The organism is Azomonas macrocytogenes, assembly GCF_014191985.1.
Taxonomy (GTDB): Bacteria; Pseudomonadota; Gammaproteobacteria; order Pseudomonadales; family Pseudomonadaceae; genus Azomonas; species Azomonas macrocytogenes.
Map to the genome: position 1 here is coordinate 1 of NZ_JACHXI010000007.1, position 14,382 is coordinate 14,382.

Consider the following 14,382-nt stretch of genomic DNA (forward strand, 5'->3'; position numbering starts at 1 on the left):
GCTCGGTTACTTCGATGATGCGAGAATGCATGGCGGGCTCCACGGCGTTGGATTTGTTTTGCCTGGAAACTATCAATGAAACAAGAAAAAGTCACGGTTAATTTGTGTATTTTTTGTTGTTTAAACAACAAAAACAGGCAGGAAAGATTATTGGAAGTGTAATTGCAATAAATACTTTTTTAATAAAAAGAATTTTTTGTTGTTCAAGTAGGCTTTTTAATAACCGCTTTGGGGGCTCGCCAGCAGGTCAAATCCGTTTTGCTGAAGAGGTCAAGGCCTCGCCAGTTATTTTGGGGGAAGGGGCTGTAGCTGCCCGGTAGCCTTGGTGGTGTGCCCGTTTATCGGTTGACTTGCGCCCAAAAATTGCGTCTGGATTTTCCCGGCCGGGTTCTGGTCTGGAGAATATGGGTCCCGTTGCGGCTTTTGCTTTTCACTCTTTGTTTCCGGGGCTCGACTCGAATACCGAATCGTTGACCGGGGCCAAATTGTGTCGGATCGATTTGGTTGACACTTTCGAGTCATGGGTTCCATCGGGACGCTGTTTGTTTCAAGATGCTTTGGCTTGTATTATTTTGTTACGTATCTTGAGGGCAGCAGTGAAATCCTCTTACAAAAAGAGTAGAAAACCATGAAAAAGCTCGAGATACCGAAGATTACTCCCAAATCGCAACAGGCCTGGCTCAAAGAACTCATGCTGGCCTTTTTTGTGCTACTTCTGGCACTGCCTTTCTGTTTTGTTCTTTACGAAACCATGGGTATGTCGCCGGCCATGACTCTGCCCACGATCATGATTGGTTGGGGGTTCGTGAGGACTTCCACCCGGGTATTCGAGGATTGACCTCGATACTGCGTAGAGCTTCACTTCACTTGGCGACGACCGCGGCGGATAAGCGGTCGGGGTGCCGGAAAACCGACCATTCTGGTTCGGCGCTTCTCCGATAGCTCCACCCAGGCAGATCATTTCTGTACGGATGAAGCTATCTCCTGCTCTTCTTACCAGATTCTCAGCACATCCAGCATACGATTGGCGAAGGCCCATTCGTTGTCGTACCAGGCCAGGACCTTGACCAGGTCGCCCTGCACGCGGGTGTGCTTGAGGTCCACCACGCAGGACACTGGATACCCTTTGAAGTCGCTGGAAACCAGCGGCAGCTCGTTGCATTCCATTACATCTTTGGGCATTTGTCCGGCACCTTCCTGTAGCAGGCGATTGACGGCCTCGGCGTTGGCCGGTGCACGCTCGACGGTACAGGTCAGGTCCAGCAGCGAGACGTCCGGGGTCGGTACGCGTATCGACAGGCCATCCAGCCGTCCGGCCAGTTCCGGTAGTACCAAGCCGATGGCCTTGGCCGCGCCGGTGGTGGTTGGGATCATCGACAATGCGGCGGCGCGGGCGCGGTAGGGGTCTTTGTGCGGCTTGTCCAGCAAGCTCTGGTCGTTGGTGTAGGAATGCACGGTATTGACCAGGCCTTGGCGAATGCCAAACGCCTCGTGCAGCACCTTGGCCACCGGTGCCAGGCAGTTGGTGGTGCAGGAGGCATTGGAGATCACCTGTTGGCCACCCAGAAGCTGATGGTTGACGCCGTACACCACCGTCAGGTCGGCATGGTCCAAAGGGTGTGAAGCGAATACCCGATTGGCGCCGGCCTTGAGGTGAGTTTCCGCTTCGAGGCGATGCTTGAAGTGGCCGGTACATTCCAGCACCGCGTCGATTTCCAGCTCTTTCCAGGGCAGCTTGCCCGGTTCCGGTTCGCGCAGCAGGCGGATCGGCTGATCGCGAATCGTCAGGTAATCATCCTGTAGCGATACTTCACCAGAAAAACGCCCGAATGTGGAGTCGAAGCGGGTCAGCTGCAGTAGCGTCTTGCCCTCGCTGAGGTCGTTGATAGCAATGATCTGGATTTCGCTGTCCAGGCCTCGCTCGAACAGGGCCCGGGTCACCGTACGGCCGATGCGGCCATAACCATTGATCGCGATACGCATCGCAGTTCTCCTCTGCCGGAATGGACTACCTTGAGCTTAGTCCACTCGTTGTTGCGGTGTTTCCATGTGGCAAGACACCACTGACCGGAGGTTGGCGAACCTGATCGCTGTCATTCAGTCGTAATTTCAAATGACCCCACGGATGCCCCGGGCCTGAATGGTTGCGGCTATCGCTGGCCGAGATGCAAGCAGTAACTACCTGGTTGAGGTTGAGATGGTATCCACGAAGACATGGCTCGATGCACACCAGTGGCGTGCCTGGCAAGGACAACAATTCCCCGAGGCCAGTTGGCGCTATGCCGGCGAAGAGCTCTGGGCGATCGCCGGAGCGCCGCAGGTCGGCCTGATTTCCCGAGAGTGCTATCGGGATTTTGCTTTTCGTTTCGAGTTTCGGTTACCTGCCGGTGGCCATTCCGGGGTGCTGTACCGGGTCGATGAGGCGGCTCAGGAAGCCTGGCAAAGCGGGCCGGAAATGCAATTGCTCGACGACGCTCGGCATCCTGCTGGCGGCAATCCGGCGACCAGCAACGGTGCGCTATGCCAGTTGCTGCCGCCCTGGCTCGCCACCGACCTGCGCGAAGGCCATTTCTTGCGCGGGCAGGTGATTGTGCGAGGCAATCGGGTCGAGCACTGGCTCAAAGACCGTCAGGTACTGGCCTACGATCTGGATGATCCGGCCTTGCGCCAGTGCATCGCGCATAGCGAGTTCGGTGATTTTCCCGATTTCGCCCGTGCGCCGCAGGGGCATCTGGTACTGCAGCATCATGGCGATGCGGTGTGCTTCAGGCGGCTGTCGGTCGAATTGCTGGGTTGAACGTCGCTGGCTGGAGGGATTCTCCTGTGGCTGGCGCAAGGGCGGGAGCCAGGCGACTCCCGCGCTGCTGGCATCTCACTCGGAGAGCAAAAGGACCGGTGCGGACAGGCTGGCGTTTATCTGCTCTTCGGTGAATGGCAGGGTGTGCCATTGCTGTCGGGAGAAACGCAAAGTCTGGTCGCGGTTGTGTGACGAGGTAGGGTCGGCGGATTGCGAGAACGACAGGATGCCGCGTGCTTGCGGCCCTGCGTCGGTGAAACGTACCAGTTGGATATGGCTGCTGCCGCCGATGACCTCCAGATAGCTGTCGCCTTCGGGCTGGCTTTCAATGGCGTTGTAAACCCCCAGGTTGCTGCCGCCGCCGGGAATCGGGATCTGTTCGTCGCCACGGGAGGATTTCTGCACCTCGCCCCAAGCGGCGTGTTCCGCGATGCCCAGTTCGTTCACTTCATCGCGCGCGATGTGTAGTGCCTGCAGAACCTGTTCTTTGACGTGCGGCTTGCTCAGCAGGATACCGCGCGGCGTGCCAATCGGATCGGCGGGATTGAAAGGAACGCGCCAGGCTGCTGGAATTTCCTGGAAATGCGTCATGAAACGCTGGAAATAGAGCAGGGCGCGGGCGTTGTCGCCCAGGTTGGCCTGGCGATTCCACCGATGGAAGCTGGTGCAGACATCTTGCGGCGCCTGGTCGGCCTGGCACAGGGTCAACAGGTTGGCCATCAGGACGTTGGCCATATAGACCTGATTGGCCGTCACCATGTGTTCCAGTTGCTGCGGGGTAATCTTGCCCTTGGCCAGGCGGGCTAGTTGGGTGAGGCCGAAGCGCGTTCTCGGATTGAGCTCTTTGGCCTGGCTGATCAGCGGCGAGAAGCCGGTCAGCGGTGCGGCGGGGTTAGTCATCCAGGCGCTGCTGTTGGAGTTCTGTACGAAGTCCCTGCGCTCAAGAACCGGTTGCTGGCTGACGGGCATGATGCCAGGCTGCGCGGCTTCCTTGTCGACTGTCCAGCGACAGGCGCTGCGTGAGCCGTCCAGCACGGGCAGGCCTTCTTTGGCCATGGCTTTGTCGAGGCAGTCGGCGGTCTGTTCGAGGGTTACGTTCGGCATCACTGCGGTATTCATGTACAGCGTCCGGCCCCGGTCATCGGCTGCCAGGGTGTTGACCCAGGGAATACCTTGCAGCCGTTCGATGGAGGCCTTGAACTCGGCGAGGCTGGTCGCTTCGTTCATCGCCACCCACTGCTGGATGGCGCGAGTATTGTCCAGGTTGGCGTCCTGCAGGGCGTAGGCCGTTTTGTCGTCCCAACCGAGCAGGCCGGGCCAGTTCAGCAGCGGGCCGTATTCGGACAGATATAGCGTGTGTTCGAGATTGGCGAGCATGCCATCCTCGTTGCGTACTTCGATATTGACGATGCGCTTTTCGAGCGGCCGGGACTGGCCGTCGACCAGATATCGAGAAGAGTCCTGGGGATCCAGTTGCAGGCGCTGCAGGGTGAAATGGCTGGACGTATCGACCGTGTGGCTCCAGGCGAAATGCTGGTTGAAGCCGATGTTGATGACTGGCATGCCAGGCAGGGCGGCACCCATGACGTCGAGCTTGCCGGGAATGGTCAGGTGCATCTGGTAGAAGCGGGCCGCACCGGACCAGGGAAAGTGCGGATTACCGAGCAGAATACCCTTGCCGTTGTCCGACAGGTCGCTACCGATGGCTACGGCGTTGCTGCCCGTCTGCTCGCCGAATTGCGCGCGGCGGCGGGCCGCCTGGGCGAAGTCCAGGTGCAGATTGGTGCTGGCGATCTGCTCCTGCCCCGGCGGGGCGGCGGCGATCAACGCCTCGACGAAATTGCCGAGGCCGCCTTCGACAATCAGGCGGCGGGCGAGGCGAATCAAATCTGCACTGGCAATCGGTCGCAGCCAGTCGCTGCCGGCACAGGCGGCCGGCTGTTCAGCCTCGGGAGTGTCGTTCAGGTAACGGTTGAAACCGGCGGCGTAGCCCTCCAGCAACTGCTGAATCGCGACGGGCTGGGCAACCCAGAAGCCTTCCACGGCAGCGTCGTCGTTCAGCCAGCGGAAAAAGAAATCCGAGGGGACATTGGCGATCCGGGCCGAGGATTTGCCATCGGGGCCGAAGAATCTCGAACGCTCGCCGCGTGCGGTGACGATTTCCTCTTCCAGCAGGCAAAGGTTGTCACGTGCGTAAGCGTAGCCGATGCCGTAGCCGAGCCCCCGTTCGTTGGCTGCCTTGATGTGTGGTACGCCGAAGGTGGTCCAACGGATTTCTGTTTCCGTGTCTGCCTCGTTTGTGGCCAGTATTTGCGTGGCCGTGCAAGCGAGCAGAGCTCCGACCATGGTTGCGAAAGTTCTACGCACTAATCCGTTCTCCTGAAAACTAGCGGTCTGTAGGGGACTGTGATCGGTCGTCCCGACAGCGAAAGATCGGTCCCCAGCATACCCTCGTCAGGGCTAAGTGCGGGGCTATCTATGTCTTGATGTCTTGCAAACTTTATCCGGGCACTGACGCAGAAACTGTTTGCTGTGTTGCCGGTGGGTATTAGCTGCAACGACAAAGGCAATAGCGTGGTCGTTCCCCTTTGATTCCGGCCATTGGTCAGGAAGTCCGCAGGCAAAAAGAAGGCCGCTTGTCGGCGGCCAGGAGGGGGTAATTCGGAAGACAGGGGAAGTCTGCTCCCGCTTCTGTCGTTTCGATGTGAACGGTTGGTGAAAAAAACATCAAATTACTCCGGTTCGGCTTTTACCTCGCCCAGGAAAAAACAACGTAAAACCCGTAAAAAGCGGTCTGAGCGGTGCTGTGAGGAGATATTTCAGTGGTGCGGGCGGGCGGTAAAGCATAATCAGGTAAAAGCTGTAGCAGACCGATCAGCGTCCACAGGTCCTGCGACAGGAGGGGCGCGCCTTGTGCCAGACGAAGAACAGTGCGTGCCGCTTCTATTATGATTGACGCAGCACGGGCCATGCCGGAAAGCCATGGATTTTCTCCGCCGCTCTTGCATTCAGGCAAGGTTATTACTTAGAAGGGAGGCCCGTTGCAGAGGTCAACCGATGAGCATCCCTCCCACTATTTCTTCTTCTTCCGCTTCGCCTCAGCCATCGCTGTTTCAACGATTGCATAACCACCGCAGACTTATCGGCATGGTGGCGATTTTCGTGGTGTTCGGGCTGGCGTTGGTTGCCTGTTTCCATCTGCTGCACGAAATTGACTTGCCGGCGCTGCTCGACGCTTTGACGTCGGTTTCCGGCTGGGCGCTACTCGGTGCAGTGCTGATGACGGTCATCGGTTTCGTCGCCATGCTCGGCTACGAATGGTCGGCGTGCCGCTATGCCGGCGTGTCCTTGCCGTGGAAGGTGCTGATGGCAGGAGGCTTCGGCGCGTTTGCCATCGGCAATGCAGTGGGGCTGGCCATGCTGTCCGGTGGTGCGGTGCGCCTGCGCAGCTATTCGCGCCATGGCCTGGGTACTGGCGAGGTGATGCGTATATCGCTGTTCGCCAGCCTGTCGCTGGGGTGCGTTTTGCCGCTGCTGGCGGCGCTGGCGGCGTTGAGTGACCTGTCGGGCACGGCGCTGGTCCTGCATCTGCCGCAAACGCTGATCGCGACGGTCGCTTCGCTCCTGCTGGCGGGTTATGCCTTGCTGGTTTTCGCGTTGCGGCGCTGGTGCCAGCCCGAGCAACCGGCCTCGGCCTGCGTGCTGTGCAAGATCGGCTCGCTGAACGTGCGCCTGCCGGGATTGCGCCTGACCGCGCTGCAACTGTTGATTACCGTGATCGATGTGGCTGCCGCCGCTGCCGTGCTTTATCTGCTGCTGCCGGCCAACCCGCCGTTCGGTGTCTTTTTGCTCGTCTATCTGCTGGCTTTGGTCGCCGGTGTCTTGAGCCATGTACCCGGTGGCGTGGGGGTGTTCGAAGCCGTCCTGCTGGCAGCTTTCGCCAACGAGCTGGGGACGGCGGCGCTGGCCGCGGCCCTGCTGCTCTACCGGTTGATCTATACCCTGCTGCCATTGCTGATCGCGTGCCTGATGCTGCTCTTTGCCGAGGCCCGGCGCTTGCTATCCGCCAGGCAGGCGGTGGAACTGGCTTCCGGCATGGCGGCGCCGATCCTGTCACTGCTGGTATTTCTGGCTGGCGTGGTACTGCTGTTCTCGGGGGTGACCCCATCCATTGATAGCCGCCTGCAGGCATTGAGCTTTCTGGTTCCCCAGCCGCTGATCGAGGCCTCGCACTTCATCGCCAGTCTGGTAGGGGTGTTCTGCCTGGTCCTGGCCAATGGTCTGTGGCGCCGGCTCTCCGCCGCCTGGGCACTGACCATCGTGCTCTTGCTGGTCGGTGCAACGATGTCCCTGCTCAAGGGCTTCGACTGGGAAGAGGCCATCGTCACGATGGTCATCGCCGCGTTGCTGGCGCTGTTCCGACCGGCCTTCTACCGGCCCAGCCGGCTGATGGTGCAACCGTTGGCACCGCTGTATCTGCTGGCCAGTAGTTGCGTGGTGGCGACATCGATCTGGCTTTTATTGTTTGCCTATCAGAGTGTGCCTTATAGCAATCAGCTCTGGTGGCAATTCGAATTGGATGGCGATGCGCCCCGCGGCCTGCGGGCGGCCCTGGGCAGTGCCTTGTTGCTGGCGGTGCTGATGCTGAGTTGGCTGCTGCGGGCCCGGCCGCCGGTCATTCCGGTGCCGTGTACGCAAGCGCTGGACAAGGCCGCTGCGATCGTCCGCCAGTCCTGCCAGCCGGACGGCGGCCTGGCACTGAGCGGCGACAAGGCACTGCTGTTCGATCCTGCGGGCCAGGCTTTTCTGATGTATGCGCGCCAGGGCCGCAGCATGATTGCACTGTTCGACCCCATCGGGCCGAGCCAGGTGCGCGCTGAGCTGGTCTGGCAGTTCCGTGATCTGTGCGATTTACATCACGCGCGGCCGGTGTTTTATCAGGTCCGGCCTGAGAACCTGCCGCTGTACATGGACATCGGCCTGATCGCGGTGAAACTGGGCGAGGAAGCGCGGGTCGATCTGCGCAGCTTCGAGCTGGAAAACAAAGGCAAGGAGATGAAGGATCTGCGCTACATCCGCAGCCGTGGCCTGCGCGACGGTTTACAGCTGGAGTTCCACGAACCCGGTCAGGCACCGCTGGAGGAATTGCAAGTGATTTCCGATGCCTGGCTGATCGGCAAACAGGTGCGCGAAAAGGGGTTTTCCCTGGGCCGTTTCACACCGGATTATCTGAATCGCTTCCGGATCGCGGTCGTGCGTTTCCAGGGCCGGGCGGTAGCCTTCGCCAATCTGCTGGAGACCGATATGGCCGAACTGGCCAGCCTGGATCTGATGCGGGTGCATCCGCAGGCACCAAAATTGACCATGGAATTCTTGATGCTCGGTCTGATCCTGCATTTCAAATCCCGCGACTACACGCAGTTCAGTCTGGGCATGGTGCCGCTCTCCGGCCTGCAGCCGCGCCGTGGCGCGCCCTTGTCTCAGCGGCTCGGCGCCCTGGTGTTCCAGCGTGGCGAGCAGTTCTACAATTTCCAGGGATTGCGCCGCTTCAAGGAGAAATTCCAGCCATACTGGGAGCCCCGCTATCTCGCCGTGCCGGCCGGCCTCGATCCGCTGGTGGCCATGGCCGATACCGCTGCCCTGATCGCGGGTGGCCTCACTGGATTGGTAAAACGCTGAGAATATGTTCATGAAGTTTCGCTGGCCGTTGCTCGTTCCGCTTGTGGCGCTTGTCCTCGCCGCGCTGTTCTTCTATTTCTGGCTGCCGCACGAAGCCCGCCTGGAGCACCGCAAAGGCCCCGACGGCAGTCCCATGATGCTTGCCATTCCCGCCAACGATCCCGCCGTGCGAGTTCTGATCGTTGCGACCGAAGCCCTGCGACTGAGCGACGAGCAGATGGCGAGCCTGGCCGAAGAAAATCAGGCGCGGGCTGTGCAACTGGTCTTCCCGGCGGATGACTGTGCCGCGCAACAACGGCAAATCGCTGCCAGCATCGACCTGCTGGGTGCTACGCCGGACCTGGTAGCGGGGATCGACAACGGCGCGGCCTACGCCTGGCGCTGGCTATCGACGCAGGGCAACGACAAGGCCAGGGCGATCTCGGTCGGTTTTTCCCTGGCCAGGCCGGACTGTTCCGCCAATCCGCTACCGACCTCGGCCACACACGGCGAATGGGTCACGGCTTGGAATGAAAACCCTGATCCCGATACTTCCCGCTTCGTCCGAGACCAGCCGCGTACGGAAAACGTGATCGGCAACTACGGCACACCACTGGTGCAGATTCTCTTCACCCAGCTCAAGCGTTCCCTGCAGGGGCAGGGCGATCCGGTTCCGGTGATCGAAGTCCCGGCCGCGAAGCCATCTGATCTCGTTACCTTCTTCTATTCCGGGGACGGCGGCTGGCGCGATCTGGATCGCGCTTCGGCGCAATACATGGCCAGCCAGGGTTACCCGGTGGTAGGAATCGATGCATTGCGTTATTTCTGGCAACACAAGAGCCCCGAGCAGGTCACGGCCGATCTTGAGCAATTGATGCAGACCTATCGTGACAAATGGGGCGCGAAGCGTTTTGTCCTGGCCGGTTATTCCTTCGGTGCGGATATCCTGCCGATTGTCTACAACCGGCTGCCGGCGCGAGACCAAGAGCAGGTTCAGGCCATGCTGTTGCTGGCCCTGGCGCGCACTGGCAGTTTCGAGATCGAGGTCCAGGGCTGGCTGGGCCAGGCCGGCGAGGAAACCGTCATCGGTCCGGAGCTGGCGAAAATTCCGGCGCAGAAGGTGTTCTGTGTCTATGGCAGCGAGGATGCCGACGACAGCGGTTGCACCCTGCCCGGAGCGCCCGGTGAAACGTTGCGCCTGCCTGGTGGCCATCACTTCGACGAGGATTACGAAGCCCTGGCCAGACACCTGCTGGATGCCATTCGGCAGCGCACGAAGGAGTGAAACGCAGCGGGCAGGGCATTTTCCGCCGTTTTGCGTTCAGGTGGCTTGGTCCGTACCGGTTCCGGCCAGTGCCGGTTGATGCGCCACCTGTAGTTTTCTCAACAGGTCCCGCTTTTTGTTGTGATGGGCGCGCATGCGCCGTAGCAGGTCGTCCAGCGTATGGACGGCTTTCAGTATATGCGGGCCTTTGTTGAGCATCACGCAGTCGGCGCGAACGCCCATCGCGGCATCGGTGATTTCCGCTCGCGATGGCGCACCTGTCTTGGCCAGCGTTTCGAGCACCTGGGTCGCCCAGATGACCGGGACATGCGCCGCTTCGCAGAGGCAGAGGATTTCCTCCTGTAATTCGGCCAGCCGTTCGAAACCGCTTTCCACGGCCAGATCGCCCCGGGCAATCATCACGCCGAAGCGCGGCTTGTGCATGCCGGCCAGTAGCAGGGCGGGGAGATTTTCGAAGCCACAACGGGTCTCGATTTTCAGCACCACGCCGCGGTCGCTGGCATCCAAGCGTTCGAGCTGTTCGAACAGCATGTGCACGTCCGCGACCCGATTGACGAAGGACAGCTCGATGACATCGGCATGGCGTGCGGCGAAATTCAGTGCCTGCCGGTCTTCTGCGGTCAGAGCGTCGAGTTCGAGTTTGGTCTGCGGCAGGTTGATGCCTTTGTCGCTGCGCAGTTTGACGCCGTCCGGTGCATGCTCGATGCGAACCCGCAGCGCCGCGTCGCTGACTGATTCGATCACGCCGCCGATCTTGCCGTCGTCGAACCAGATCGGTTCGCCGGCGCGCACCTGCGCGAAGACTTCCGGCAGGGTGCAGCCGATGGTGGCCGGGGTAAGTACCTGGCCGCTGCTGTCGAGCGTGGCGGGATGCCCATGCTGCATGTCGTGAGTAAGAATCAGGGTATCGCCTGCCCACAGGGAAATCGTCTGCTCACCCGACGCAAAGGGAGCAATGCGGGCTTTGTCGCCACGTTTGCCGCCTTGCAGGCGTAGTGGCAGGCCGGGAATGACATAGGCGGTCTTGCGTAGCTCGGCCCAGCAGCCGGCGGCGCTGGCGTCGACAATGTGCAGGCGGCGCCTGGACTTGCGGGCATCGCGCAGCGTCAGGGTGTCGCCGATCTTGCGGCGATGCAGCCACTCGCCTGGTAATTGGAGGCAGGCATCGGCTGGGGCAGGCGCAGGCGTGGGGTCTTCTTCGGCGCTGAGCCAGACCCGCGCCGGGTGCGTGACTCTGCCGAAGCTATCGCGTTTGGGACGGATACGCCGCACGGCGGGACCGGGGTCGATGTTTCCGGTGCGCAGCTTGGGGCCGGCCAGGTCCATCATGATTTGGCAAGCTTTGCCTTGGGTCTTTCCCGCATGCCGTAAGTGCTCGATCATTTTTTGCCAGGTGGCGGCATCGTCATGGGCACAATTGATGCGCATGCAGTTCATGCCGGCCGCCAGCAAGTCATGGATCATGGCGTAGTTCCAGGCTGCCTCAGTGGGCATGGTGACCATGATCCGTACGTCGCGCATGGCGGGTGGATTACCGAACAGGGCGCGGGTATGTTCGGCGAGCAGGCGCTCGGCCTGCTCCATATTCAGCGTCTGTGCCGGCCGTGATTGCGTTTCGCCACGGATCAGGCACTCCAGTATCCCGATGACATCGCTCAGGGCGACGTCAATGCTGGCTTCCGAACGACCCAGCGAGGAAAGTCCCTGGCGGGCCAGGCGGATCTGCAGCGGCCTGATATCGTGGCGGCGCAGAGCCAGGTAACTCAACAGGTTGCGGGCGCTTTCGGCATACGTCGGATGTATGCCTGCCGTTCCGGTTGGCAGCGGGGTGCGTTGCATTTCCTCGTGCAAGGCCACGAGCTGCGCCAGTAAAGTTTCCCGTTCGTGCGACGTATTCGGCTTGCCTCTGGCTTGGTTGCTGCGGCTGTTTTTCCTGTCGCTCAAGGCCCACCTCCGGGAATCGCTGGCGAATCGTCGGTAATGATCCTCAGACCCGGCGGGAGCGGAAATCTTTCATGAAACTTGTACGACAGGCCGGTGGCGTGATCGGTTGGCGCGAAACGGATCGGGTCTGTTGCGTGTCCCGGAAAGGTGGATCGTGCTTTCCACGGTGTTGCGAAGGGCCAAAAAAGAGGCCAGACGAGAAATGATTCCGTCTGGCCTTTGCAGAGAAACGTCAAAGCAAAATTGAAAGGCCGGTTCTGTTGTCGGCCATGAAATCGAATCAGGCGTGCGGATTGCCTTTCGCGTGCCCTTGGTGATCGTCTCGTAGATTGGAAAGGCTCATTGCCATCAAGGCGAGCGGGATGCCGAACAGCAGCCCAATCAGGCGGGTGTCCTGCGACCAGAACATGGGGTCCATTTTTTCTTCAACGAAACAGCCGGTGAAATAGACCAGTGCCAGCGCTATTACTGCCAATGACAGGGCGCGAATCATGCCGCACCTCCCGCTATGAAGTGAATCCGCCCGCAACGGGTTTGGCGGTGAAAAGCACCAAAACCAGGCATATACAGTGGGTTGTTGGGTCGATACTGCATGATTCATCTCCCTGCTACTGCTCGACGGTACCTGCCGCGCCGGTAGAAACCACGATTATCCTATCGGCTCCTGGGGGAAATACCGGGATAATGCTTTTCTATTGGCTTCATTAAATTTAAATCAGATGGCTAATAATGGCTAGATGATATCTTTCTGCCGATAAATGGGCCGCACTTCAAGGTTTATCTTTCCTCCGCATGAAACATCCTGTTTCAATGATGCCAGGGCCGGGCACCTGGGGGCATGCAGCGCGCTTCGAATGTGCTATATCAGCGCACTCGCAGAACTTTTGCCGTTACTGTCCATCAGTTTCCCAGCCCATAGCGCTGGACCCAGCCTGATGTCGGCCGCTCCGGTCTCAGGAGCAGGCATCGAGAATAAAGACGGAGTACAGGCATGTCGTCCGGATGCGTCACACTGGCTCGAAAGGTTTTTTATGCATCGTAGAGATTTCCTGAAAACATCCATGGCCCTGGCGGCTTACACTGGTTTGCCGATTGGCACTTTCTATGCTGGAAGTATCCTGGCACAAGAAGCTCCCGACGCGGCCAATGGCGAAGCCGAGCGCTTCGACTTCGAGACCCTCAAGGCCCAGGCCAAGGCGCTCGCCGGGCAGCCTTATGTCGATACTCGCCAGACGCTGCCGCCGACCCTGGCCGGCATGACTCCACTGCAGTTCAACGCTATTCAGTACGATTCCAACCGCTCACTGTGGAACGAGCTGCAAGGCCAGCTTGATGTGCAGTTCTTCCATGTCGGCATGGGCTTCAGGCAGCCGGTTCGGATGTACAACGTCAACCCCAGGACTGGCGAAGCGCGGGAAGTACACTTCCGTCCCGATCTGTTCAATTACGATAACAGCGGTGTGGATAAGTCCCAATTGACGGGCGATCTGGGCTTTGCCGGATTCAAAGTGTTCAAGGCACCGCAGATCGACAAGTACGATATCGTGTCCTTCCTCGGTGCCAGCTATTTCCGCGCAGTGGACAAGACTCAGCAGTACGGGCTGTCGGCGCGCGGTGTCGCGATCGACAGTTATTCCAACCAGCCTGAGGAGTTTCCGGATTTCACCAAGTTCTGGTTCGTCCAGCCGGCTCCGCGCAGCACGCGCTTTACCGTCTATGCGTTGCTGGATTCGCCCAGTGTCACGGGTGCCTATGCCTTCGATATCGATTGCCTGGCCGACCGGGTAGTGATGGCCATCGACGCGCATCTCAATGCACGCCGCGACATTACCCAGTTGGGCATCGCCCCCATGACCAGCATGTTCAGTTGTGGCGGCCACGAGCGCCGCATGTGCGACACGCTGCATCCGGAAATTCACGATTCGGATCGCCTGGCCATGTGGCGCGGCAACGAGGAATGGATTTGCCGGCCGTTGAACAATCCGCCACACATCCAGTTCAATACGTTCACCGACACCAACCCCAAGGGCTTCGGGCTGGTTCAAACCGATCACGATTTCCGCACCTACCAGGACACCGTGGACTGGTACAACCGCCGCCCGAGCCTGTGGGTGGAGCCGACTACCCCATGGGGTGAGGGTGCGATCTCGCTGCTGGAGTTGCCCACTACCGGCGAAACCCTGGACAACATCGTGTCCTTCTGGACGCCCAAGGAGCCGGTCAAGGCCGGACAGTCGCTGAATTTCGGCTACAAGCTGCACTGGAGCGACCTGCCACCGGTCAGAACCCCGTTGGCGCAGGTCCATTCCACCCGTTCCGGCATAGGTGGTTTCGTCGAAGGCTGGGCGCCTGGCGAACATTACCCGCATGTCTGGGCTCGGCGTTTTTCCATCGATTTCACCGGTGGTGGGCTGGAACTCTTGCCCGAAGGAACGGCCATCGAGCCGGTGCTGAGCGTTTCCAATGGCCGAACCCAGGATTTCCATGTCCTGAAGATTCCCGATACAAAGGGTTATCGAGTGCTGTTCGACTGGTATCCCACCGACGACAGTGTCGAGCCGGTAAATATGCGCCTGTTCATCCGCACCGCCGACCGTGCCCTGAGTGAAACCTGGTTGTATCAGTACTTCCCGCCGGCACCGGAGAAGCGCAATTACCCGAACTGGCCACAAAGCAATACCAAGTGGGGTTGATCTAG

At 59.8% G+C, this 14,382-nt stretch carries 9 protein-coding genes; 5 read left to right on the plus strand and 4 right to left on the minus strand.

From position 1 onward, the window contains the following. Positions 1–628 precede the first annotated feature (628 nt). Positions 629–838, plus strand: a complete 210-nt coding sequence (locus FHR87_RS08645; protein WP_183166324.1) for a hypothetical protein — start codon at positions 629–631, stop codon at positions 836–838. A gap of 155 nt (positions 839–993) precedes the next feature. On the opposite strand, the gene gap is transcribed toward FHR87_RS08645, so the two are convergent. Continuing rightward, entirely contained in the window at positions 994–1,983 is a 990-nt protein-coding gene (gene gap / locus FHR87_RS08650; RefSeq protein ID WP_183166325.1) for a type I glyceraldehyde-3-phosphate dehydrogenase, read from the minus strand. Positions 1,984–2,197: 214 nt separating this feature from the next. Here gap and FHR87_RS08655 point away from each other — a divergent pair, with 214 nt between their 5' ends. Continuing rightward, positions 2,198–2,797, plus strand: a complete 600-nt coding sequence (locus tag FHR87_RS08655) for a 3-keto-disaccharide hydrolase (protein ID WP_183166326.1) — start codon at positions 2,198–2,200, stop codon at positions 2,795–2,797. A 75-nt stretch (positions 2,798–2,872) separates the two neighbouring features. On the opposite strand, the gene pvdQ is transcribed toward FHR87_RS08655, so the two are convergent. Then, positions 2,873–5,143 (minus strand): bifunctional acylase PvdQ, encoded by a 2,271-nt coding sequence (pvdQ, locus tag FHR87_RS08660; RefSeq protein WP_183166465.1) that lies wholly within the window; start codon positions 5,141–5,143, stop codon positions 2,873–2,875. A gap of 711 nt (positions 5,144–5,854) precedes the next feature. Between pvdQ and mprF the strand changes: the two genes are divergently transcribed. Both mprF and FHR87_RS08670 read left to right on the plus strand, forming a co-directional pair. Beyond that, complete coding sequence (gene mprF, locus FHR87_RS08665; RefSeq protein WP_183166327.1) at positions 5,855–8,476, plus strand: bifunctional lysylphosphatidylglycerol flippase/synthetase MprF; 2,622 nt, start codon at positions 5,855–5,857, stop codon at positions 8,474–8,476. Between the two features lie 10 nt (positions 8,477–8,486). After that, positions 8,487–9,740 (plus strand): virulence factor family protein, encoded by a 1,254-nt coding sequence (locus FHR87_RS08670; RefSeq protein ID WP_183166328.1) that lies wholly within the window; start codon positions 8,487–8,489, stop codon positions 9,738–9,740. Positions 9,741–9,776: 36 nt separating this feature from the next. Here FHR87_RS08670 and FHR87_RS08675 read toward each other — a convergent pair whose 3' ends face one another. Continuing rightward, positions 9,777–11,684, minus strand: coding sequence for a pyruvate kinase (locus FHR87_RS08675; protein ID WP_183166329.1), 1,908 nt, complete (start codon positions 11,682–11,684; stop codon positions 9,777–9,779). 280 nt (positions 11,685–11,964) lie between these two features. Next, the gene (locus FHR87_RS08680) at positions 11,965–12,177 is read right to left on the minus strand and encodes a hypothetical protein (protein WP_183166330.1); all 213 of its coding nucleotides are present in this window, start codon (positions 12,175–12,177) and stop codon (positions 11,965–11,967) included. Positions 12,178–12,715: 538 nt separating this feature from the next. On the opposite strand from FHR87_RS08680, the gene FHR87_RS08685 reads away from it, so the two are divergent. Next, positions 12,716–14,377 (plus strand): OpgD/OpgG family glucan biosynthesis protein, encoded by a 1,662-nt coding sequence (locus tag FHR87_RS08685; protein WP_183166331.1) that lies wholly within the window; start codon positions 12,716–12,718, stop codon positions 14,375–14,377. Positions 14,378–14,382: the final 5 nt, after the last annotated feature.

Excerpts from the sequence above, each read along its gene's own strand:
- pvdQ (WP_183166465.1), bottom strand. The coding sequence starts at position 5,143 with ATGGTCGGAGCTCTGCTCGCTTGCACGGCCACGCAAATACTGGCCACA.
- mprF (WP_183166327.1), top strand. The coding sequence starts at position 5,855 with ATGAGCATCCCTCCCACTATTTCTTCTTCTTCCGCTTCGCCTCAGCCA.
- FHR87_RS08670 (WP_183166328.1), top strand. The coding sequence starts at position 8,487 with ATGAAGTTTCGCTGGCCGTTGCTCGTTCCGCTTGTGGCGCTTGTCCTC.
- gap (WP_183166325.1), bottom strand. The coding sequence starts at position 1,983 with ATGCGTATCGCGATCAATGGTTATGGCCGCATCGGCCGTACGGTGACC.
- FHR87_RS08685 (WP_183166331.1), top strand. The coding sequence starts at position 12,716 with ATGCATCGTAGAGATTTCCTGAAAACATCCATGGCCCTGGCGGCTTAC.
- FHR87_RS08655 (WP_183166326.1), top strand. The coding sequence starts at position 2,198 with ATGGTATCCACGAAGACATGGCTCGATGCACACCAGTGGCGTGCCTGG.
- FHR87_RS08680 (WP_183166330.1), bottom strand. The coding sequence starts at position 12,177 with ATGATTCGCGCCCTGTCATTGGCAGTAATAGCGCTGGCACTGGTCTAT.
- FHR87_RS08645 (WP_183166324.1), top strand. The coding sequence starts at position 629 with ATGAAAAAGCTCGAGATACCGAAGATTACTCCCAAATCGCAACAGGCC.